General features: G+C 71.1%; 18 protein-coding genes. 6 read left to right on the forward strand and 12 right to left on the reverse strand.

Annotated elements, in window-relative coordinates; translation table 11 throughout:
• Window positions 1-68: 68 nt before the first annotated feature.
• Together AB0I67_RS25010 and AB0I67_RS25015 are read right to left on the reverse strand one after the other, a co-directional pair.
• Window positions 69-695 carry a TetR family transcriptional regulator gene (locus tag AB0I67_RS25010; protein WP_357927776.1) on the reverse strand — a complete coding sequence of 209 codons (627 nt, stop codon included), beginning with the start codon at window positions 693-695 and terminating at the stop codon, window positions 69-71.
• A 40-nt stretch (window positions 696-735) separates the two neighbouring features.
• Window positions 736-1,626 carry a hypothetical protein gene (locus tag AB0I67_RS25015; protein ID WP_357927778.1) on the reverse strand — a complete coding sequence of 297 codons (891 nt, stop codon included), beginning with the start codon at window positions 1,624-1,626 and terminating at the stop codon, window positions 736-738.
• Between the two features lie 206 nt (window positions 1,627-1,832).
• Here AB0I67_RS25015 and AB0I67_RS25020 point away from each other — a divergent pair, with 206 nt between their 5' ends.
• Window positions 1,833-3,266, forward strand: coding sequence for an aldehyde dehydrogenase (locus tag AB0I67_RS25020; protein WP_357927779.1), 1,434 nt, complete (start codon window positions 1,833-1,835; stop codon window positions 3,264-3,266).
• Window positions 3,267-3,470: 204 nt separating this feature from the next.
• On the opposite strand, the gene AB0I67_RS25025 is transcribed toward AB0I67_RS25020, so the two are convergent.
• The 5 genes from AB0I67_RS25025 to AB0I67_RS25045 form a co-directional block, all read right to left on the reverse strand.
• A complete protein-coding gene (locus tag AB0I67_RS25025) occupies window positions 3,471-4,223 on the reverse strand; it encodes an alpha/beta fold hydrolase (RefSeq protein ID WP_357927781.1) in 753 nt (250 codons plus the stop codon).
• Between the two features lie 71 nt (window positions 4,224-4,294).
• A complete protein-coding gene (locus tag AB0I67_RS25030; RefSeq protein WP_357927783.1) occupies window positions 4,295-4,972 on the reverse strand; it encodes an AMP-binding protein in 678 nt (225 codons plus the stop codon).
• Window positions 4,973-5,028: 56 nt separating this feature from the next.
• Window positions 5,029-5,829 carry an AMP-binding protein gene (locus tag AB0I67_RS25035; RefSeq protein WP_357927785.1) on the reverse strand — a complete coding sequence of 267 codons (801 nt, stop codon included), beginning with the start codon at window positions 5,827-5,829 and terminating at the stop codon, window positions 5,029-5,031.
• Between the two features lie 56 nt (window positions 5,830-5,885).
• Window positions 5,886-8,315 (reverse strand): tetratricopeptide repeat protein, encoded by a 2,430-nt coding sequence (locus AB0I67_RS25040; RefSeq protein WP_357927787.1) that lies wholly within the window; start codon window positions 8,313-8,315, stop codon window positions 5,886-5,888.
• A 143-nt stretch (window positions 8,316-8,458) separates the two neighbouring features.
• Window positions 8,459-8,896: a hypothetical protein gene (locus AB0I67_RS25045; RefSeq protein WP_357927789.1), complete on the reverse strand. Its 438-nt coding sequence runs from the start codon at window positions 8,894-8,896 to the stop codon at window positions 8,459-8,461.
• Window positions 8,897-9,061: 165 nt separating this feature from the next.
• Between AB0I67_RS25045 and typA the strand changes: the two genes are divergently transcribed.
• From typA to AB0I67_RS25060, 3 genes are all read left to right on the forward strand, one after another.
• Entirely contained in the window at window positions 9,062-10,915 is a 1,854-nt protein-coding gene (gene typA / locus AB0I67_RS25050; protein ID WP_357927791.1) for a translational GTPase TypA, read from the forward strand.
• Between the two features lie 97 nt (window positions 10,916-11,012).
• Window positions 11,013-11,588 (forward strand): superoxide dismutase family protein, encoded by a 576-nt coding sequence (locus AB0I67_RS25055; RefSeq protein ID WP_357927793.1) that lies wholly within the window; start codon window positions 11,013-11,015, stop codon window positions 11,586-11,588.
• Window positions 11,589-11,638: 50 nt separating this feature from the next.
• A complete protein-coding gene (locus AB0I67_RS25060) occupies window positions 11,639-14,149 on the forward strand; it encodes a hypothetical protein (protein ID WP_357927795.1) in 2,511 nt (836 codons plus the stop codon).
• Here AB0I67_RS25060 and AB0I67_RS25065 read toward each other — a convergent pair.
• From AB0I67_RS25065 to AB0I67_RS25080, 4 genes are all read right to left on the reverse strand, one after another.
• A complete protein-coding gene (locus AB0I67_RS25065; protein WP_357927797.1) occupies window positions 14,146-14,796 on the reverse strand; it encodes a DUF2461 domain-containing protein in 651 nt (216 codons plus the stop codon). The two genes, AB0I67_RS25060 and AB0I67_RS25065, sit on opposite strands and share 4 nt — an antisense overlap.
• A gap of 19 nt (window positions 14,797-14,815) precedes the next feature.
• The gene (locus tag AB0I67_RS25070; protein WP_357927799.1) at window positions 14,816-16,309 is read right to left on the reverse strand and encodes a helicase HerA-like domain-containing protein; all 1,494 of its coding nucleotides are present in this window, start codon (window positions 16,307-16,309) and stop codon (window positions 14,816-14,818) included.
• On the reverse strand, window positions 16,306-17,022 hold the full coding sequence (locus tag AB0I67_RS25075; protein ID WP_357927801.1) for a polysaccharide deacetylase family protein: 717 nt from the start codon (window positions 17,020-17,022) through the stop codon (window positions 16,306-16,308). Before AB0I67_RS25075 ends, AB0I67_RS25070 begins: the two co-directional genes overlap by 4 nt.
• Window positions 17,023-17,511: 489 nt before the next feature.
• Window positions 17,512-18,087 carry an XRE family transcriptional regulator gene (locus tag AB0I67_RS25080; RefSeq protein WP_357927803.1) on the reverse strand — a complete coding sequence of 192 codons (576 nt, stop codon included), beginning with the start codon at window positions 18,085-18,087 and terminating at the stop codon, window positions 17,512-17,514.
• Window positions 18,088-18,119: 32 nt separating this feature from the next.
• On the opposite strand from AB0I67_RS25080, the gene AB0I67_RS25085 reads away from it, so the two are divergent.
• Together AB0I67_RS25085 and AB0I67_RS25090 are read left to right on the forward strand one after the other, a co-directional pair.
• Window positions 18,120-18,962 carry a DMT family transporter gene (locus AB0I67_RS25085; protein WP_357927805.1) on the forward strand — a complete coding sequence of 281 codons (843 nt, stop codon included), beginning with the start codon at window positions 18,120-18,122 and terminating at the stop codon, window positions 18,960-18,962.
• 20 nt (window positions 18,963-18,982) lie between these two features.
• Window positions 18,983-19,840: a sensor histidine kinase gene (locus tag AB0I67_RS25090; RefSeq protein WP_357927807.1), complete on the forward strand. Its 858-nt coding sequence runs from the start codon at window positions 18,983-18,985 to the stop codon at window positions 19,838-19,840.
• On the opposite strand, the gene AB0I67_RS25095 is transcribed toward AB0I67_RS25090, so the two are convergent.
• On the reverse strand, window positions 19,841-20,428 hold the full coding sequence (locus AB0I67_RS25095; protein WP_357927809.1) for a sigma-70 family RNA polymerase sigma factor: 588 nt from the start codon (window positions 20,426-20,428) through the stop codon (window positions 19,841-19,843).
• Window positions 20,429-20,648 lie beyond the last annotated feature (220 nt).

Consider the following 20,648-nt stretch of genomic DNA (forward strand, 5'->3'; position numbering starts at 1 on the left):
GACCCGCACGTCAACCCTGGCCGAGACGCCCGTTCCGCTTGAAACGCGCGCTCGGCCTCGAACCCCGTTCAGCGCAGGTGGACGGCGAGGTACCGCCTGGCCAGCAGCTTGCACTCGGCGATCAGGTCGGGATCGCCCTGCGGATGCGCCCGGAACGCCAGCTTGAGCACCGCGTCGGTGGCCTCCACCGCGACCAGGACCGCCCGGTCGACGCTCGTCCCGGGCGGCGCGTCGAGCAGCACCCGGAGCCGGTCGGCGACCACGGCGTTGTTCTCCAGCGCCGCGTCCAGCATGTGGTTGGTCCCCGGTACGGCAGGCCCGCCGGGCGTCGGCAACACCTCGCCGAAGTCGACCACCGCGAACCCGGGGGTGGTCCGCTTCATCTCGACGAACTCGTCGATCGCCAGGTCGACGAAGTCGGTCCAGTGGTCGGGCTCCCGGACGGCGATGCGCTCGGAGACGCGGGCGAGGAAGGCGTCGAGGTTGCGCAGCGCCAGCGCCCGCACGAGCCCGCGTTTGTCGGGGAAGAACTGGTAGAAGGTGCCGATCGGGACCTCGGCGCGGCGCGCTACCTCCTTGGTGGTCAGCGCGTCGTAGCCGACCTCCTCCAGCAACGCCGCGCATTCGTCGAGCATCCGCTCGACCCGCTCCACGCTGCGACGCTGGGCGGGACGGCGGCGGAGGGTACTCGTCATGCTCCCATCCTGGCTCATTACCGGAGGGTAGAGGGCGCCGCTAGAAGACCGAGACGTGCACGTGGTCCCAGTGGTTGGCGGTCACGCCGCCGCGGTCGGACATGGGGTCCCAGCCTCCGCCGCCGCGGATGTCGTAGTAGCGCTGCTTCCAGATGATGTACATGACCCCGAGGCGCGAGCCGTTGTTGATCAGCCACTGGGCGAGCTCGTCGCCGCGCCGCTCGGCGTCGCCGGTGGCCATCTGGCCGCCCGTGGTCATCATGAAGTCGCAGGCCCGGCCCTTGCCGTGCTCGCCGGGGTCGCCCGCGCGGAAGCAGCCGGTGCTGGGCACCAGGAACTGCGAGAGCACGGCGTCCTTCACCGCGGTCATGCGCGGGGTGAGGCCGCCGGTGCCGATGGTCTGCTGGAAGCCGTACTTGGCCAGCAGCCGTTCGATGTCGCGGCGCTTGTTCTGCATGGCCTTGATCTCTTTTTCGAGATCGCCGATCTTCGCCGAGGCGGCGGCCTTGGCCTTCTTGGCCTCCGCGATCAGCTCGCGGAGCCTGGCCAGCCGGCCGGCGCGCTCGTTGGCCAGGTAGGACATGCTCGCGGCCAGGCCCAGGGCGCTGTGCGGGTCGCCGCCGTAGTTGAGCAGCTTGGTGGAGTCGATCGGGCCGTTGATGTAGTTGCTCTGCGCGATGAGCGTGACGTCGCCCTGCGCCGAGGCGAGTTGCCTGGTCAGCGCGGCGGCCCGCGCGTTGGCCTTCTTGACCTGGATCTTCGCCTCTTCGAGGCTCTGGATCTCGCCGCGGTACTGCTTGGTCAGCGCGGTGGCCTGCTGGTTGAGGCGACGGAGTTTGGCCTGGTCGGGATCGGCCTCGGCGGGAGCGCTCTGGGTGAGGAGCAGGCCGAGCAGGGCGACGGCTGACACGGCGAGACGGCCGGTTCTCAACGCTCGTCCTCCCCTCAAGCGACGGGCGAAACTATAGAAGATGATCTTGATGCCTGCCACCGGAACGAGGTAAGTCACGCACCATTGGCGAACTATCTACCAGTTCGTGAAGGTTACGCCAAAACAGGATTGCGCCTTGTCGAGGGCCCCAGAACATGGTTCGGTTTGATCGGGACATAAGCCACGAGCAGGAAGAGGCTCACGACATGCGCCAGCACGACAAGCTGTTCATCGGGGGCGAATGGGTGGCGCCAGCGGGGACCGGCACCATCGAGGTCGTCTCCCCGCACACCGAGGAGGTCGTCGGCAGCGTACCGGACGGCACCCCCGAGGACGTGGAACGGGCCGTCGCCGCCGCCCGGCACGCCTTCGACCACGGCCCCTGGCCGCGCCTGAGCTTCGCCGAACGCGCCGAGAAGATCGCCCGCCTGGCCGAGATCTACGCCGCCCGCCAGGGCGAGATGGCCGCCCTGATCACCGAGGAGATGGGCTCCCCCATCACCTTCTCCCAGCTCGCCCAGGCCCCGCAGCCGCTGGGCATGCTGCAGTTCTACGCCGAGTACGGCAGGACGTTCGAGCAGGAGGAGCAGCGTCCCGGCCTGTTCGGCCCCACCACCGTGCGGCGCGAGCCGGTCGGCGTGGTCGCCGCCATCGTGCCGTGGAACGTCCCGCAGTTCGTGACCATGACCAAGGTCGCCCCCGCGCTGCTGGCCGGCTGCACGATCGTGCTCAAGCCCGCGCCGGAGACCCCGCTGGACGCCTACCTGCTGGCCGAGATGGTCCAGGAGGCGGGCATCCCGGCCGGCGTGCTCAACATCGTCCCGGCCGGCCGCGAGACCGGCGAGCACCTGGTCGGCCACCCCGGCGTGGACAAGGTCGCCTTCACCGGCTCCACCGCCGCCGGCCGCCGCATCGCCGCCATCTGCGGCGAGCAGCTCAAGCGGGTCAGCCTCGAACTCGGCGGCAAGTCCGCGGCGATCATCCTCGACGACGCCGACCTCGGCGCCAGCATGGGCATGCTCGCCATCGCCAGCCTGATGAACAACGGCCAGGCCTGCGTCGCGCAGACCCGCATCCTGGCCTCGCGCAGCCGCTACGACGAGGTCGTCGAGGCGGTCGCCGCGATGATCGCCGGCCAGCCCGTCGGCGACCCCGCCGACCCGGCCACCGGCATCGGCCCGATGGTCGCCAAGCGCCAGCAGGAGCGGGTCGAGAGCTACATCCGCATCGGCATGGAGGAGGGCGCCAAGGTCGTCGTGGGCGGCCTGGAGCGCCCCTACGACCGCGGCTGGTACGTCGCCCCGACCCTCTTCGCCGGCGTGCACAACGACATGCGCATCGCCCGCGAGGAGATCTTCGGGCCCGTCCTCGCGGTCATCCCCTACGAGGACGAGGCCGACGCCGTGCGCATCGCCAACGACAGCGACTACGGCCTGGCCGGCACCGTCTGGACCAGCGACGCCGACCACGGCATGGACATCGCCCGCCAGGTGCGCACCGGCACCTACGGCGTCAACTGCTTCATGCTGGAGGCCAACGCGCCCTTCGGCGGCTACAAGGCCAGCGGGCTCGGCCGCGAGCTCGGGCCCGAGGGGCTCAGCAGCTACCTGGAGTACAAGACCATCTCCAGGCTCGGGTAACCCGGGCGGCTCGGCCCGGAAAAGCCGAGGCTCCGGTACGGCATGCCGTACCGGAGCCAGATGGGCCCAGCGCGCCCCCGCGACGCTGGGCGACCACCCGAACACGGGAAGTATCTCGCATGCCCGCCCCTGATGGGAGGGCTTGCCCCAACGAGACCTCTCCCTGGGGGTATCTTCCATCCGCCCTAAGTAGACGATGTTTACTCAGGAAAGGTTCGAACCGATCCACTTTCCGATCCGGCGGACCAGATCGGGTCTGGCGGCCGATTCGGCATGGCCGTACCCCGGTTCCACCCAGAGCTCCTTCGGCTCCCGGGCGTTCCCGAAGAGCTGGTGCGCGTGCTCCAGCGGGAAGAAGGTGTCCGCGTCCCCGTGCACGACCAGCAGCGGCGTGGGCGCGATCAGCGAGACGGCCTCGTGCGGCGGCATCGGGACCGGGTTCCACGGCCCGCGGGCGATCCGGGTGCGCTTGCCCAGCCGGGCCGCCCAGCGGCCGAAGCGGCGCTCGATCGCCCAGTGCACGGTGCGCATCGGGCGGGTGCCCCGGTAGTACCAGCGGGCCGGGGCGCTGACCGCGACCACCGCGTCCACCCCGCCGATCAGGCCCGCGTGCCGGACCGCGACCGCCGCGCCCATCGAGAAGCCGACCAGCGCGATGCGCCGGTAGCCCAGCCCGCGGGCGTGCCGTACCGCCGCCTCCACGTCGAGGATCTCCAGGTCGCCCACGGTGCTGAGGCCGGTCGAGCGGCCGTGGCCGCGGAAGTCGAAGGCGATCACGCCGCCGGTCAGCGACAGGACGTGCGCGATGCGGCGGGTGTCCTTGCAGCGCCACGAGCCCGTGAAGCCGTGCGCGAGCACGATGCCGATCTCCTGCGAGGGGCCGGGGGTGTGCACGGCGTCGAGCCGGACCCCGTCCTTGGTCACGAGCATCGCGGGGTAGTTGGTGGCGAGAGGCATGGCAAAAGGGTAGGTCCAGCCTCCGCGCAGACCGGGCACCGCCCTGGTCACCGGGTGGGTCACCGGGTGGGTCACGCGCGCCGCGCGAAGGCCGAGTCCTCCAGGACGCGCAGCTCGGTCTGGCCGGCCAGCCGGCGGGCCAGGTCGGCCGGGACCGCGACGACGCCGGCGCCGTGCTCGGCGGCCAGCACCCGCAGGCCCAGCACGGTGGGCTCGTGCGCGAGCACGATGTGCGCGCCGTTGAGCAGCGCGAGGTCCAGCAGGCGCAACGACCGCAGCCGGTCGGTCAGCGAGGCCAGGAGCACGTCGCCGGGCCGGATCAGCCCGGCCTTGGACAGCCGGCGCAGGTCGTCGGTGAGGTCCGCCTGGGTGAGCACCTGGCCGCCGAGGATCATGGCGGGGCCGGCGATGGGGCCGAACTCCAGGGCCTCTCCGCCGGCGGCCAGGGCGTTCAGTGCCCCGGGGTCGTCGATCGCCATCGTCGCCTCGCCGCCCGGGTCGGCGAAGCAGACCACGCCGCCCGCCCAGGCGGCGGCGTGCGTGCCGACCAGCAGGTTCAGGCCGGGCGGCAGGTCGATGAGGATCCGGTGGCCGGGGCGCAGCCCGCGGCGGCGCAACCCGCCGGCGATCAGCGTGATCCGGCGGGACAGGGCGGCGTAGGTCAACGCCTCGCCGGTCCTGATCTCGGTCACCGCGGGGCGCTCGCCCCGCGCGGGAGCCGCGCTCAGTACTAGCTCTGTCCAGGTCATGGCGCCACTGTAAGCAGAGGGGACGGGGGGACACATGCGCAGGATGATGTAGCGGCCTACGTACGCGGGGTGCGTACGAGCACCATGGTGTGCCCGTGCACGGTCAGCCGGACGTGCTCGCCGTCCAGCACCGGAGCCAGCCGCGGCGGCACCGCGGCCACGCTGACCCGGTGGTCGGCGATCAGTTCCCGGCAGCGGCTCAGCGTCGGCTCGACGGTGGCGATCACGTGCGCGCCCGCCATCATGGCCAGGTCGAACATGACCGCCTGCTCCCGTGCCTCGGTGGCGGCCACGAGCACGGTGTCGCGCTCGGTCAGCCCCACCTCGCGCGACAATCGCCGCAGCTCGGTGACCATGCCGGCGTGGCCGATGCGGTGGCGGCCGTCGAAGCTGGCCGCGACCGAGACCGGCACCTTCGCCGGCCGGCCGTCCAGGTCGCAGAAGGACGTCGCCCCCGGCACGTCGCCGAAGGCGAAGATCTGCCGGATCCGCGACTCGCCCACCGCCGAGGTGGACCACTCGGCCAGCTCGGCGTCGGTGATCAGCAGCCGGGCGCGGCTGGTGCACAGCCGCTCGTAGAACAGCTCGGTGTCCATGTCGCACTCCAGCGGCAGCACCAGCGCCCCCGCCGCCGCGGCGGCGTGCAGCGCCAGCGGGTAGTTCGCGCCCGGCGGCAGATGGACCAGGACCGGGTCGCCCGTGGACAGGCCGCGCTCGCGCAGCCCGGCCGCCGCGCGGCCGAGCTTCTTGGCCAGCAGCTCGTACGTCAGGACCTCGCCGGTCCGCACGTCGGTGACCGCCGGCCGGCCGTTTCGGCGAGTTGCGTCCCCGAGCACGACATCAGTCCAGGTAGGCATGCGCACTACGGTAGGAAAGCCAGCTCCTGCGCACATGCACACGAATATGTAGTGACCTAGCCATTCACGATGCGCTGCTCCAGCGCCCAGGCGGCGACCTGGGTGCGGGAGGAGAAGCCCAGCTTCAGCATGATGTTGGCCACGTGCCGGGCCGCGGTCGCGGTGCTGATCACCAGCTCCTCGCCGATCTTGCGGTTGGACAGGCCCCGCACCAGCAACGCGACCACCTCGCGCTCGCGGGCGGTCAGCAGGGAGGCGGTCTCCACCGCCACCTGCTCGGCGGGACGGCTCACCGGGGCCTGGAGCGGCTGCGCCGTACTGGCGGTGGTCAGGGCGTCCTCGGCCGACATCGCGCGGCCGTGCGCGTACAGCAGGCCGGTGCGCGAGTCGCCCAGCACCGCGCGCGCCCGGCCGAGGATCTCCTCGGCCCACGCGACCGACGACTTCTGCCCGATCGTCTCGCGCAGCGCGGCGACCGTCCCGCACAGCAGGACCGCCGACTCGATCTCGCCGCGCGCCTCGGCCACCCGCGCCAGCGCGGCCAGGCCGCGGGTCACCCCGCGCCGCTGGCCGATCTTCCGGCTCAGCTCCACGCTGGCCACCAGCCGGTCCCGGGCGCGCTCCAGATCCCCCTGCTGGGTGGCCACCCGGCCCAGCTCCGACAGGGCTCGCGCGATCTCGGGCTTGGCGTCCAGGGCTTCGAGGTACGGCAGAGCGGCCTCCAGGTTGGCCCGCGCGTTGTCGTAGTCCTCCCGGATGCGGCCGAGCACGCCCAGGCTGATCAGCGCGCGCCCGATGCCCCACGGCTGGTCGGTCTCGCGGAAGGCCACCAGGGCGTCCTCGGCGTGCCGCTGGGCCTCGCGGAGCTTGCCGTCCAGGCCGGCGATCAGGGTCAGGCCGTTGTGCGCCATGCCGATGTTCCACAGGTCGCCCGCCTGGGTGGCGCCCTCCAGGGCCTCCTCGGCGTGGCTGCGCGCCTGCTCGGGGCGGCCGGTGCGCAGGTAGATCATCGCCACGTTGTTCAGCGACAGGCCCAGCGCGAACCGGTAGCCGGGCCGGGTGCGCATCAGCTCCAGGCCGCGCAGGGCCGACTGCTCGGCGATGGCCAGGTCGTCCTGGCCGAAGGCCATGTCCGCCTGGCGGCACCACGCCTCGCCGACCAGCTCCGGCGGCACGTCCGTGGTGTCCATGGCCAGCAGGCGCTCGTACCAGCCCCGGTTCTCCAGCCAGCTCCCCCTGACCGCCCAGATCGGGTAGAGGAAGCAGGCCGTCTCCAGGCCCGCCTCGGCCTGCCCGGACTCGACCGCCCAGGCCAGCGCGGCACGGTGGTCGGCGTTGCGGTCGGCGACCTTGGCGAAGGCGGTCAGCCGGGTCTCGCCCGGCAGCTTGACCAGCATGTCGTTCCAGAAGTCGTCCCTGGCCCGGTCGCGGGTCACCCGCAGGTGCCGGTCGCGCAGCTCCTCCTCCTCGCCGGCCTCGCGCAGCCGCTCCCGGGCGAAGTGCGCGATCGTCTCCAGCAGCCGGTAGCGGGCCTCGCCCCGCTGGTCGCACTGGACCAGCGACTTGTCCACCAGCCCGGCCAGCAGGTCGAGCACGTCGTCCGGCGCGAGCAGCGCGTCGCCGCACACCCGCTCCACGTACTCCAGGTCGAACTCGCCGGCGAAGACCGCCAGGCGGCGCAGCAGGATCCGCTCCTCCTCGGGGAGCAGCTCGTGGCTCCACTCGACGGTCGCGCGCAGCGTGCGGTGCCGGGCGGGAGCCGTACGGTCCCCGCCGGTCAGCAGTTTGAAGCGGTCGTTGATGCGGGCGGCGATCTGCTCCGGTGCCAGTACGGCGGTGCGGGCCGCCGCCAGCTCCAGGGCCAGGGGCATGCCGTCCAGGGCCCGGCACAGGCCGCCCACCGCGTCCAGGGTCTCCGTGGTCAGCTCGAACCGGGAGCCGGCCGCGTAGGCCCGTTCCAGGAAGAGCTGCACCGCCTCGCTCGCCTCGATCTCCTCGCGTTCCTCGGGCAGTTCCAGCGGCGGGACCCGCCACACCAGCTCCCCCGCGATCCGCACCGGCTCCCGGCTCGTCGCCAGCACCCGCAGCCCCGGGCAGTTGGCCACGAGGGCGTCCACCAGCTCCGCGCACGCCTCGATCACGTGCTCGCAGTTGTCCAGGACCAGCAGGATGCGTTGCGACCCGATCCGGCCGACCAGCGTGTCGAGCAGGGTGCTCGCGCCCTCCTCGTGCGCCCGCAGCACGTCCGCCACCGCGTGCGCCACCAGGTCCGGCCGGTTGATCCTGGCCAGTTCCACCAGCCAGACCCCGTCCTGGAAGTCGTCCACCACCTCCCGCGCCAGACGCAACGCGAACCGGGTCTTGCCGATCCCGCCCGCACCGCACAACGTGGCGACGCGATGGCGCGAGAGCAACCCGATCACCTCGGTCAGGTCCCGCTCCCGGCCGATGAAACGGTTCGGCTCACTGGGAAGGTTGTGGGGCATCGTGGTCCAAGGGCTGGAGGCTGGATCACTCGGAGTCTGTTCTCGACCGCGAGGCCTTGCAACCCCTTGCCCGATTTGTCACCGCAGCCAGAGACCGCACCGCTTGCCCTGTCTTGTGGCGATCAGTAGGCCCTTGACCAGGATCACCACACCCTGGCCACCGCCTCGCGAATCCGCCGCCCCACCTCGAACGCGCCGAGCACGACCAGCGGCAGACCGTAGAGGATCTTGGCGGGCCACTGCGACCCGTCGAGGTCTGGGAGGTCGACCATGAGCATGAGCACGACCCACAACGCGCCGGTCAGCCCGAACTCGATCAGCCGGTCGATCACCAGGTCCCGGCGAGACCGGGGCGCCTGCCGTACCGGGAAAGCGGCGGGCGTGCCGCCCAGTTCGGCGGAGCGGGCGAGGGCGGCGGCGCTGTCCTCGCCGCGGCCCTGGGCGGCGAAGATCATCGAGCGCAGTTCCCAGGGCTCGGGGTCGCCGGGCCGGTCGGCGGCGAGCCGGTCGACGTAGGAGTGCGCCCACGGGAAGCGCCCTTCCTCGCAAAGCCGGGCGACATGGTCACGGTGGGAGGACACACGACCATCCAACAGATAGCAAAGCAGCCCCCTACAAGAGGGGTACAGAGTCGGAATTGTGCCCCTTTGCGCCTGCGCCGCCCTAGGTGCTAGCGGGATCAACTAAAATGGTAGAGCCGCGGTTCGCGCGGACGACCCCAAACGATCACAGAGCGAGACTCCAACATGCCTTTGAACAGCCGCGACGACCTGCGCAACATCGCGATCATCGCGCACGTCGACCACGGGAAGACGACGCTGGTCGACGCCATGCTCTGGCAGTCGGGGGCGTTCCGCGCCAACCAGGACGTCGACGACCGGGTCATGGACTCGAACGACCTCGAGCGCGAGAAGGGCATCACCATTCTCGCGAAGAACACCGCGGTCAAGCACGGCGACATGACGCTGAACATCATCGACACCCCGGGCCACGCCGACTTCGGCGGCGAGGTCGAGCGCGGCCTGTCGATGGTCGACGGCGTGGTCCTGCTGGTCGACGCCTCCGAGGGCCCGCTGCCGCAGACGCGGTTCGTGCTGCGCAAGGCGTTCGCCGCGAAGATGCCGGTCATCCTGTGCATCAACAAGGTGGACCGCCCCGACGCCCGCATCAAGGAGGTCGTGGACGAGGTCTACGAGCTCTTCATGGACCTCGACGCCACCGAGGAGCAGATCGACTTCCCGATCGTCTACGCCTCGGCCAAGGCCGGTCGCGCCAGCCTCAACCGTCCCGAGGACGGCGGCATGCCCGACAGCGACGACCTGGAGCCGCTGTTCGACATCATCAAGTCGACCATCCCGGCCCCGACCTACGACCCCAGCGCCCCGCTGCAGGCGCACGTCACCAACCTCGACGCCTCCTCGTACCTCGGCCGGATCGCGCTGTGCCGCATCCACCAGGGCACGATCAAGAAGGGCCAGCAGGTCGCCTGGTGCAAGACGGACGGCACCATCCAGCGGGTGAAGATCACCGAGCTGCTGATGACCGAGGCGCTGGAGCGCAAGCCCGCCGAGGAGGCCGGCCCCGGCGACATCATCGCGATCGCGGGCATCCCCGAGATCATGATCGGTGAGACGCTGGCCGACCCCGAGGACCCGCGCCCGCTGCCGCTGATCACGGTGGACGAGCCGGCCATCTCGATGACCATCGGCACCAACACCAGCCCGCTGGTCGGCCGGGTCAAGGGCTCCAAGGTCACCGCCCGCATGGTCAAGGACCGCCTCGACAAGGAGCTCGTCGGCAACGTGTCGCTGCGCGTGCTCCCGACCGAGCGTCCCGACGCCTGGGAGGTCCAGGGCCGTGGCGAGCTGGCGCTGGCCATCCTGGTCGAGCAGATGCGCCGCGAGGGCTACGAGCTGACCGTCGGCAAGCCGCAGGTGGTCACCAAGGAGATCGACGGCAAGATCCACGAGCCGGTCGAGCGCCTGACCGTCGACTGCCCGGAGGAGTACCTCGGCGCGGTCACCCAGCTCCTGGCCGTCCGCAAGGGCCGCATGGAGCACATGACCAACCACGGCACCGGCTGGATCCGCATGGAGTTCGTGGTCCCGGCGCGCGGCCTGATCGGCTTCCGCACCGAGTTCCTCACCGAGACCCGCGGCACCGGCCTGGTCCACCACGTGTTCGAGGCCTACGAGCCGTGGTTCGGCGAGCTGCGCACCCGCAACAACGGCTCCCTGGTGGCCGACCGCTCCGGCCCCGTCACCGCCTTCGCGATGACGAACCTGCAGGAGCGCGGCACCCTGTTCGTCTCCCCCGGCACCGAGGTGTACGAGGGCATGATCGTGGGCGAGAACTCCCGCGGCGACGACATGGACGTCAACATCACCAAGGAGAAGAAGCTCACCAACATGCGCTCCTCCACGGCCGATGTGACCGAGACGCTGATCCCGCCGCGGGTGCTCTCGCTGGAGCAGGCGCTGGAGTTCATCCGCGAGGACGAGTGCGTGGAGATCACGCCCGAGACCGTGCGCATCCGCAAGGTCGTCCTCGACCAGGCGACCCGCGCCCGCACGACGGCCCGCGCCAAGCGCACCAACTAAGCCGCCGCTCCGGGCGATCGTGACGCCGAGGAGTGGGTAGGAGTGCCGGGTGAGCCCCCGGCCAGGCCCACTCCTCCTTACGGAAGGCAGTCACGAAATGACCGGAAAAGCGCATCTGACCCTCGTCGCCCTGCTGGCGACGGGGGTCGCCGCTGTCTGGACCACGGCCGCGATCGGCGCGGACGGCCCAAGCGCGCGTGCCGCGCTGCACGACGTCTCGGGACGCAAGGTCGGCGAGCTCTCCGTCCGCCCCGAGGGCGGGGCCTCCCGCGTCTCGGTCCGCGTCAGCGGGATTCCCAAGGGCGTGCACGGCTTCCACCTGCACACCACCGGCGTCTGCGACCCCAAGGCCGTCGACCCGTCGACCGGGGCGGTCACGCCGTTCTTCACCGCCGGCGGGCACTTCGACCTCGCGCAGGCCTCGCACGGCGAGCACTCCGGCGACCTGCCGCCGCTGCTGGTGGGCGCGGACGGCACGGGGACGGCCTCGTTCGTCACCGACCGCTTCCGCCTCCGGCAGCTCATGGACCAGGACGGCAGCGCGGTGATCGTGCACGCGCTGCCGGACAACTTCGCGCACATCCCGCCGCGTTACGCGCCGAACGGCCCGGACGAGGCGACGAAGAAGACCGGTGACGCCGGCGGCCGGATCGCGTGCGGCGTCATCAGATAGTTATCTTCTTCGGCTGAACCTTTGCCCGCGCGTGGGGATCATCCTTAACCGTGGGCACGTTACGGCTGGTCATCGGTTATGCACTGGCCGCTCTCTCGGTGGCGGCGATCGTGTGGGGTGCGGTCGCCGCCCAACCGGTGCCCGGGCCGCCGCGCGCGGTGCTGCCGAGCCCGGCCGAGCTGCTGGTCAACCAGGGTCCCCGGGTGTCCGACACCGATCCGCCGGAGATCGCCACCAAGGTCGAGGTGCTCCAGCCCCGGGACGCCGACCTGGAGCGGGTCGCGCCCAGCCGGCTCGACGTCGGCCAGCGCCAGATCAAGCTGGTGATCACGCACACGCTCACCGCCGACCCGGACGAGACGCGGCTGCTCAACCGGCTGCGCGAGCGGCAGAACTTCCCCGGCTCCCTGCGTGCCGAGACCGACGAGCTGTTCGGCCCGATCGTGGCCGAGGGCGGCGCCGAGCTGACCCCCACCGCGCGCTTCGCGCCGCAGACGGTGACGTCCGGCGGGCGCACCACGGTCACCTACGGCCTGGTCATGATGTACCAGACGGCTCCGGGCGCCCTGCTGACGTTGCGTTTCGAGGTGCCGACCGGCCGCCCGCTGTGGACGGCCAGCCGCGAGATCTCCGTGGCGCCCGGCCAGTGGCGGGTGGTGAGCACGCCGGACTTCGTCCCCGACGTCGAGACGCCCGACCTGCTCAAGGTCTCGATCAACCCCAACCCGGTGCGGCTCTCCCTCGCGCACGGCCGCCACGAGTACGTCGAGGCGGTCAAGGACGACGAGGTCTCCTGGTCCGCGGCCCTCGGCGTGGCGACCGCCCTGGTCATGGCCGTGCTGCTGCTGCGTGCCCTGGGCGGGAGCTGGTGGCGCCGGCGGCGCAACCGCTGGCTGGCGGCCGGGGTGGCGCTCTGCGCGGCCGTGGTGGCGCTCTCGCTGCCGATCGAGCCGCTGCACCTGGCCGGGTACGTGATGCTCTTCGTGGTGCTGCCGATCCTGACCCTGCGCCACGCGATCAAGGTGGTGCCCGGTCCGGCCCCGTGGACCACCACCGACCTGCTGGTGGTCACCGCCGCCGCGGTCGCGGTCGGCGGCGGCATGCTGCTCTGGTCCGGCCTGTACGGCCAGCTCCCCCTGACCACCCTGCTGGGCTCCGGCACGGTCGCCGCCCTGTCGGCCGCCGGCTCGGCCGTGGCGTTCGGCGCCGACCTGGGCTCCCGCCAGATGACCGTACGGCTGGCCCTGATCGCCGCCGGAGTGGCCCTGGGCGCGCTCGCCTTCGCGTTGTGGATGCGCGCCCTGATGACCGCGGTCTACCCGCCCGACAGCGTGCGCCTGGTGCTGGCCCTGGCCTGGTCGCTCATCCCGGTGGCCGGCATCGCGGTGATGACCCGGCAGTGGTCGCGCCCGGTGGTCGTCTTCGGCGTGCTCGCCGGCCTGCTGGTCCAGGGTTGGCCGGCGGAGTGGCTGGACGCCGAGTCGTGGAGCGTGGCCGGGCAGCCGGGCCCGCCCGACGGCCTCGACCCGGTGCTGCGCGGCGCCCAGGGCCTGCTGCTGCTGGCCTTCGTGCTCATGGTGCTGCGGCTGCGCCGGCTGGGCACCTCGCCCGACGTGCTGGGCAGCTCGGCGGTCCAGGCGACGATGATGGTGACGTTGCTGGCCGTCTACCTCACGCCCCGCGAGGGCGCGCTCGACGTCGGCGTGACCCTGCCCTCGCTGGCGATCACCTCGCTGATGGCGTGGGGCGGGGCGAGCTGGCTGATCTCCGGCCTGCGTCCCGAGTTCGTCGAGCCGGACAGCCCGGCCGAGCATCGTGACCTGGTCCGGAAGGCCCTGCACCAGCGGTTGCTCTTCCAGGCCAAGCAGGAGCTCTACCGGCTCGGCCGGGGCAAGCTGGGCGCGGGCGAGATGTCGCTGGACGACTTCGACGAGCGGCGCCGCGACCTCAACGAGGCGCTCGGCAGCGACTCGCACCGGCCGGAGACCGCGTTCGCGACCGCGGCGGCCTGCTCGCCGTGGCACAACGGCGTGATGGCCTTCGTCGTCACGCTGGTGCTGACGCTGCCGTTCGCGTTCATCTTCGGGCTGCCGGCCGGCTCCAACCTGAGCGAGGTCGCCTTCGACGCGCGCGGCCTGCTCTCGCTTCCCGTCTTCGGCTTCCTGTACGGCTACTTCTACCCGAAGATCCGCGGCACCCAGCCGATGACCAAGGCGCTGCACCTGATGGCCGCCGCCACCGCGACCGAGCTGTCGGCCTATCTGACCGCGCTGTTCGAGCCGGACATCGGCGCGGCCGACAAGATCCAGCTCATCGCCATCGTGGTCGGCCAGACCTCGCTGGCCTGCATCGGGCTGGGGCTGTACTGGGAGTGGCGGATCATGCACCTGGCCGGCGAGCCGTGGGGCCGGGTCCGCAACGTCCGCAGCGTGCGCAGCCTGGCCACGCCGCTGCTGGCGGTGGTCATCGCCGCCGGCACCACCGCCGCCACCTCGGTCGCCGGCAAGACGGTGGACCGCATCCTCAAGGGCGACGGCTACACCTCCCAGCAGAAGGACTAGCGGCGGCTGAGCTCGCTGCCCCGCACGTGCGCCGCCAGCCAGTCGACCAGCGGCCCGTAGGCCCGCCACGTCTCCCGCACCCGCTCGGCCACCTCGGCGGTGTGCACCCACGGCTCGGGCTCGAACCGCGAACCGGCGTAGAGCGACTTGTGCCGGAGCAGGTCGATGCGGGGATGGCTCTCGTCGAAGCCGCGCGGCTTGGTCTTGAGGCGCTCGCCGGAGATGGCGTAGCCCTCGCCGCGCAGCTCCTCGACCAGCTTCTCCAGCGGCACGCCGGTCAGCTCGTTGTCGATCGCCGCCCGGAAGCGGGCCACCTGGTCGGAGGCGGTGCTGTAGCAGCCGCCCGCGGTGTAGAGCCCGCGGGCGCTGATCTCCACGTAGAGGCCGATGGACGGCTGCAGGTCGATGAAGGCGCCCTGGTGGTCCTTGTAGGGCGACTTGTCCTTGGCGAAGCGCACGTCCCGGTAGGGCCGGAACAGGTGGGCCGTCCCGAACTCCGCGGCCAGCTCCTCGGTCAGGGCCAGCATGGGCGCCTTGACCGCCTCCTCGTACAGGTGCTTGTTCCGGGTGAAGTAGGTCTTGGAATTGTCCGCCTCGAGCCCCTCGTAGAAGAGGAAGGCCTCGTCGGGGAAGCCGGTGAACGCCATGGGCCCCAGGGTATGCCGTCTACCTGCGCCGCCTGGCCGTACCGAAGATGGCCCGGCTGATCTCCCGGCCGAACGCGCTGGCGGCCGAGCGGGCGAAGGACCGGAAGACCGACGAGCCCAGGATGCCCTCCAGCACGCCCGGCTCCTGCCGCTCGGCGGCCGGGGGCGGGGCGGCCGGCGCCTGCGGGGCGGGCTGCCGCTCGACGACGCGGGCGGCCAGCAGCTCGTAGGCGGACTGCCGGTCGACCGACTGGCCGTACTTGGCCATGAGCGGCGACTGCGCGATCAGCCCGCGCATGGCGACCGGGTCGGTCGGCCCCATCCTCGACTGCGGCGCGCGCAGCCGGGTCCAGGCGACCGGGGTCGGCACGCCCTTGTCGCCCAGCACGGTGACCACCGCCTCGCCGATGCCGAGCTGGGTCAGCACCTCTTCGAGGTCGTAGCCGGAGCGCGGGAAGGTGGACACGGTGGCCTTGAGCGCCTTGGCGTCCTGCGGGGTGAACGCCCGCAGCGCGTGCTGGACCCGCGCGCCGAGCTGCGCCAGCACGTCGGCCGGGACGTCCTTGGGCGTCTGGGTGACGAAGAAGACGCCCACGCCCTTCGACCGGATGAGCCGCACGGTCTGCGTGATGGCCTGCAGGAAGGCCTTGGAGGCGTCGTTGAACAGCAGGTGCGCCTCGTCGAAGAAGAACACCAGCCGCGGCTTGTCCGGGTCGCCCACCTCGGGCAGCTCCTGGAACAGGTCGGCCAGCAGCCACATCAGGAAGGTGGAGAAGAGCGCGGGCCGGTCCTGCACCGAGGGCAGCTCCAGCATCGAGACCACGCCCCGCCCGTCGGGCAGCACCCGGAGCAGGTCGGCGGTCTCGAACTCGGGTTCGCCGAAGAACTGCTCGGCCCCCTGCGCCTCGAAGTTGACCAGCGTGCGCAGGATCACCCCGGCGGTCTGCTTGGACAGCCCGCCGACCCCGCGCAGCGCCTCAGGGTTGTCGATCAGGTACTGGATGACCGCGCGCAGGTCCTTGAGGTCGAGCAGCGGCAGCCCCTGGCTGTCGGCGAAGTGGAAGACCAGCCCAAGCGAGGACTCCTGGGTCTCGTTCAGCCCGAGCACCTTGGCCAGCAGCGTCGGGCCGAAGGCGGTGATGGTCGCGCGCAGCGGCACCCCCTCGCCCAGCCCGCCCAGGGAGTAGAACTCCACCGGGCAGGCAGCCGGCTTCCAGTCCTGTCCGATCCCCTTGGTACGGCTGAGCAGCTTGTCGGAGCTCTCGCCGGGACTGGCCATGCCGGACAGGTCGCCCTTGACGTCGGCCAGGAAGACCGGCACCCCCTGCGCGGAGAGCTGCTCGGCCAACACCTGGAGGGTCACCGTCTTGCCGGTGCCGGTCGCGCCGGCGACCAGGCCGTGCCGGTTGAGCATGCGCAGCGGGATGCGGATCTGGTCGCCGGGGCTGGGCTCGCCATCCACCAGGAGCGCGCCAAGGTCGAGGACCGGGCCGTCGAACTCGTAGCCGATCATCGTTCGGTGTACTTCCTTCCCGGCGCGGGACGCTTGCCGTACAGCTCGGAGACGGTCACGAAGTCGAACCCGCGCCGCGACAGGGAGGCGACCAGCGACGGGACGGCGGCGACGGTGCTGCGGTGGATGTCGTGCATGAGCACGATGGAGCCGGGGGCGGCCTGGACGGCGCGGCGGGTGACGACCGAGGCGACGCGGTCGCGCCAGTCGAGCGTGTCGACGTTCCACAGGATCTGGGCCAGGCCCTCGCGGCGGCTCTCGGTGGCGACGCGGCCGTCGGTGGAGCCGTACGGCGGGCGCATGACCTGCATCTCCACGCCGGTGCGGTCGGCAACGATGTCCTGGGTGCGGGCCAGTTCGGCGCGGATGCCGTCGCTGGACAGGCCGGTGAGCTGGGCGTGGCTCCAGGAGTGGTTGCCGAGTTCGTGCCCGTCCTGGACCATGCGCTGCAGGGTGTGGTGCCGGTCGGCGGCGACCATCTGGCCGACCACGAAGAAGGTGGCTCGCACGCCGCGTTCGCGCAGCAGGTCGAGCAGGCCGGCGGTGTAGTCGCCGGGTCCGTCGTCGAAGGTGAGCGCCACGCACTTGCGTTTGGCGCAGTTGATCTCGGCCTTCGGACGGGGCCAGTGCGGTTGCATCCCACTCAACCGCTTGGCCAGCTCCTCAGGCGCCATTCGCACTGCCGGGCGGCCCTCCTCCACCCGGACGGTCATGGCCCCTCTCTCTGGTGGCTTGGTCGCACATCCAACCGCCACCGCCATGACCAGCAGCGCACATCGTCCGCGCAAGCTTCCCCCCGAAACGCGTTCGGGGGCTTACATCACGGATAGTCCTGTGCCGAGTCCCCCCGCAGTTCTCGAGCCAGGTCTTCCCACCAGGGTGGGACATCCGCCTGGAGTTCTGTGTACCGGCGCGCCACTCTTATGGCACATCCAACCGGATCCGTACCCAAATGCCGACGCTTCACCGTCCCTTCCTGCCATCGGTAAAAACCATCACGGAACCGAACCACCAGACCGATCCACACGGAGAGCGTGGAATCGTCACCGACCTCATCTGTGTCGGTCACGCCGAGACCGGCAAGCTCCGCTCGGAGCTTCTCGATCGCAGCACGGGCTTCACTCACCTGAACCCCTATCGACGGGTTGTCGAACAGATAGGGATGTACCCAGCATCTGTTGACCGATTGAGTAATCGGAACTTTACGATTCGGCGACTTCTTTCGGCTCGACAACGACCATCGTGAAGCGAAGAGGTTGGGATCCCGTATTCGCGTAGCGGTGCGGGCGGTCGGCGGTGAACAGCAGCGCGTCGCCCTCGGTGATCGTGTGGGTCCTGCCGTGGACGGTGAGGGTGAGCTCGCCGTCGAGGACGGTCAGCATCTCGCGGGTGCCGGGCGGGTGGGCGTCGCCGTCGTGGTGGGCGCCGGGGTCGAGGCGCCAGTCCCACAGTTCGAGGATCATCGGCGAGTCGGCGCCGACCAGCAGCTTGGCGACCGAACCGGCGTTGGTGAAGGTCATCACCTCGCTCTTGGCGATCACCCGCACCGGCGGCACGTCGTAGACCTCCACCAGCTTGGCGACGGTCGTGCCGAGCGCGGCGGCGATGCGGGTCAGCGTGGAGACGCTGGGGTTGGTCCGGCCCTGCTCGATCTGGACGAGCATGCCCTTGCTCACGCCGGCCCGCTGGGCGAGGGCGTCGAGGGTGAGCCCGCGGTGGGTGCGCTGCCCGCGGACGTTCGTCGCGATCGCCGCGGTGATGGCCTCTGTCTCGTGCAATATAGAGTACCAATCGTGCAATGGAGTGAACTATGCTTGCTGTGATCTTAGCGACAACCTGCGCCGTGGTGTACGGCACCGCCGACTTCTTCGGCGGCCTGGCCTCCAAGCGCTCGCGAGTGCTGTCCGTCGTGGTGCTCTCCCAGCTCGCCGGGCTGGCCCTGGTGCTGGTCCTGCTGCCGGTGCTGCCGGGCGCCTACTCGGGCGAGGCGCTGGCCTGGGGTATGGCCGCCGGCGTCGCGGGCGGGCTGGGCCTGGTGCTGTTCTACCGGGCGCTGGCCACCGGGGTGATGTCGGTGGTCGCGCCGACGACCGCGGTGACCTCGACGGTGCTGCCGGTGGTGTTCGGGCTGGCCATGGGCGAACGGCCGCACCTGATGGCGGTGGCGGGCATCGTGCTCGCGGTGTCGGCGGTCGTGCTGGTCAGCCGCAGCCCCGCCGAGGGCTCCCGGTCCTCGACCGGCGCGGTGCTGTCGGCGCTGGCCGCCGGCGCGGGGTTCGGCGGCTTCTTCATCCTGCTCGCCCTCGCCCCCGAGGGGACGGGCATGTGGTCCCTGGTCGGCGCCCGGCTGGCCTCGGTCGGCCTGGTGGCGCTGCTGGCGGTGCTCACCCGGCGCTCGCTGCGGCCCGGCCAGGGCTCGATGCGGATCATCCTCGCCGCGGGCGTGCTGGACATGGCGGCCAACGTGCTCTACCTGCTCGCCGAGCAGCAGGGACTGCTCAGCCTGGTCGCGGTCCTGGTCTCGCTCTACCCGGCCAGCACGCTGCTGCTGGCGCGCTTCGTGCTGGGCGAGCGGTTGCGCGGCATCCAGATGGCCGGGGTGGCCTTCGCGCTCGGGGCGGTGGCGCTGATTGCCGTTGCACCCGCGCCCTAGCGCTTGCTACGGTTCGCAGCGTGCTCACGCACATCGCCGTGCCGTACGAGTCCGACGAGGGGTTCCTCCGGCTCGTCCGCCCGCGTGTCGAGCAGGCGCTCCACGACGGCCGCCACGCCCTGGTCATCACCTCGCCGCGGCGGCTGGAGCTGCTCGGCCTGCCGGTGGACAGCGCGCCGTCGGGCGAGTGGTACCGCCACCCGCAACGGGCACTGGCCGCGCTGCACGAGTACGCCAGCGGGCGGCGCACCATGGTCGTCGGCGAGCCGCCGGTCGAGGGCGAGGGCTGGATCCGCTACGAATCGGTGATCAACGCGGCGCTCAGCGAGCAGGACTGCACCATCCTCTGCCTGTACGCGGCGCTGCCGGAGCACGTGCTGCTGACCCATCCGGCCGAGCTGGCCGCCGACGGCCTGCGGCCCAGCAGCCGGTACGTGCACCCGGCCGAGCTCGTCCTGGCCGGTGACCGGACGCCGCTGGCCGAGCCGGTCGGCGAGGTGCGGGCGACCGCCTTCACCGCGCCGGAGCTGGCCAGGCTGCGCCGGGTGGTGGCCGACTACGCCCGCGCGGCGGGCATGGAACGCGGCCTCATCTCCTCGCTCGTGCTGAGCGTCTCGGAGGTGGCCGCCAACAGCGTGGAGCACGGCGCGGGCCACGGCACCATCACGATGTGGACCAACGGCCGTGAGGTGGTCTGCGAGATCTGCGATCCCGGCGGCGCGCTGACCGACCCGCTTCCGGGCTATCTGCCACCAGAGCCCGAATCCCAGCGGGGATACGGGCTCTGGATCAGTCGTCAGTTGTGTGATCTGGTGCAGATCAGGGGTGGCGAGGTGCTGCGCATCAGGCTGCACATGCGCCTGCGCCAGAGCGCCTGATCAGGCCGCGCGCTGCGCCGGGATGCCGGCCGCCCGGCCCTCCTCGAGCGCGTAGCCCTCCAGCATGCTGCGGAGCTGACGGCGCCCGCGGTGCAGGCGGGACATCACGGTGCCGATCGGCGTGCCCATGCGCTCGGCGATCTCCTTGTAGGCGAAGCCCTCGACGTCGGCGAGGTAGACCGCCACCCGGAAGTCCTCGGGCAGGGCGCGCAGGGCGTCCATCACCGTGCTGTCCGGGAGCTGCTCCAGCGCCTCGGTCTCGGCCGACTTCAGGCCGGTGGAGCTGTGCGACTCGGCCGCGTGCAGCTGCCAGTCCTCGATCTCCTCGGCGGCGGAGAGCTTCGGCGAGCGCTGCTTCTTGCGGTAGTCGTTGATGAAGTTGTTCGTGAGGATGCGGTGCAGCCACGCCTTGAGGTTGGTGCCCTCACGGAACTGGTGGTAGGACGTGTAGGCCTTCGTCACCGTCTCCTGGACCAGGTCCTCGGCGTCGGCGGTGTTCCGGGTGAGACGCATGGCGGAGGCGAAAAGCTGAGTGGTCACCGGTACGACGTCACGCTCGAACCAGTCCTGACGCTGCTCATCGGTCATCGTGATCAATTCTCTCCCCCTCGCACTATCCCCCGGTCCGGCGCGAGCGCCGGATCCCATGCTCGCAAACCCGCCCTAAGGTGGGTGTTAGCTGGTCACTGGGGCCTACCATCCGTTTGCTCGCGGCGTGCGGTGCTACGTCCACGGCCGGACAAGTCTCATTATCATAACACTCTCTCTGCAATTCAGCATGAGATGTGGCAGGAGTCACAAAGGTTAG

Origin of the sequence: Nonomuraea sp. NPDC050310, from assembly GCF_040655795.1 — a bacterium.
Lineage (GTDB): Bacteria > Actinomycetota > Actinomycetes > Streptosporangiales > Streptosporangiaceae > Nonomuraea.

Bases quoted from the DNA above. Each gene is read 5' to 3' on its own strand.
- AB0I67_RS25065 (WP_357927797.1), bottom strand. From the start codon at position 14,796: ATGGCGTTCACCGGCTTCCCCGACGAGGCCTTCCTCTTCTACGAGGGG.
- AB0I67_RS25070 (WP_357927799.1), bottom strand. From the start codon at position 16,309: ATGATCGGCTACGAGTTCGACGGCCCGGTCCTCGACCTTGGCGCGCTC.
- AB0I67_RS25025 (WP_357927781.1), bottom strand. From the start codon at position 4,223: ATGCCTCTCGCCACCAACTACCCCGCGATGCTCGTGACCAAGGACGGG.
- typA (WP_357927791.1), top strand. From the start codon at position 9,062: ATGCCTTTGAACAGCCGCGACGACCTGCGCAACATCGCGATCATCGCG.
- AB0I67_RS25085 (WP_357927805.1), top strand. From the start codon at position 18,120: ATGCTTGCTGTGATCTTAGCGACAACCTGCGCCGTGGTGTACGGCACC.
- AB0I67_RS25020 (WP_357927779.1), top strand. From the start codon at position 1,833: ATGCGCCAGCACGACAAGCTGTTCATCGGGGGCGAATGGGTGGCGCCA.
- AB0I67_RS25035 (WP_357927785.1), bottom strand. From the start codon at position 5,829: ATGCCTACCTGGACTGATGTCGTGCTCGGGGACGCAACTCGCCGAAAC.
- AB0I67_RS25030 (WP_357927783.1), bottom strand. From the start codon at position 4,972: ATGACCTGGACAGAGCTAGTACTGAGCGCGGCTCCCGCGCGGGGCGAG.
- AB0I67_RS25095 (WP_357927809.1), bottom strand. From the start codon at position 20,428: ATGACCGATGAGCAGCGTCAGGACTGGTTCGAGCGTGACGTCGTACCG.
- AB0I67_RS25040 (WP_357927787.1), bottom strand. From the start codon at position 8,315: ATGCCCCACAACCTTCCCAGTGAGCCGAACCGTTTCATCGGCCGGGAG.
- AB0I67_RS25075 (WP_357927801.1), bottom strand. From the start codon at position 17,022: ATGACCGTCCGGGTGGAGGAGGGCCGCCCGGCAGTGCGAATGGCGCCT.
- AB0I67_RS25010 (WP_357927776.1), bottom strand. From the start codon at position 695: ATGACGAGTACCCTCCGCCGCCGTCCCGCCCAGCGTCGCAGCGTGGAG.
- AB0I67_RS25055 (WP_357927793.1), top strand. From the start codon at position 11,013: ATGACCGGAAAAGCGCATCTGACCCTCGTCGCCCTGCTGGCGACGGGG.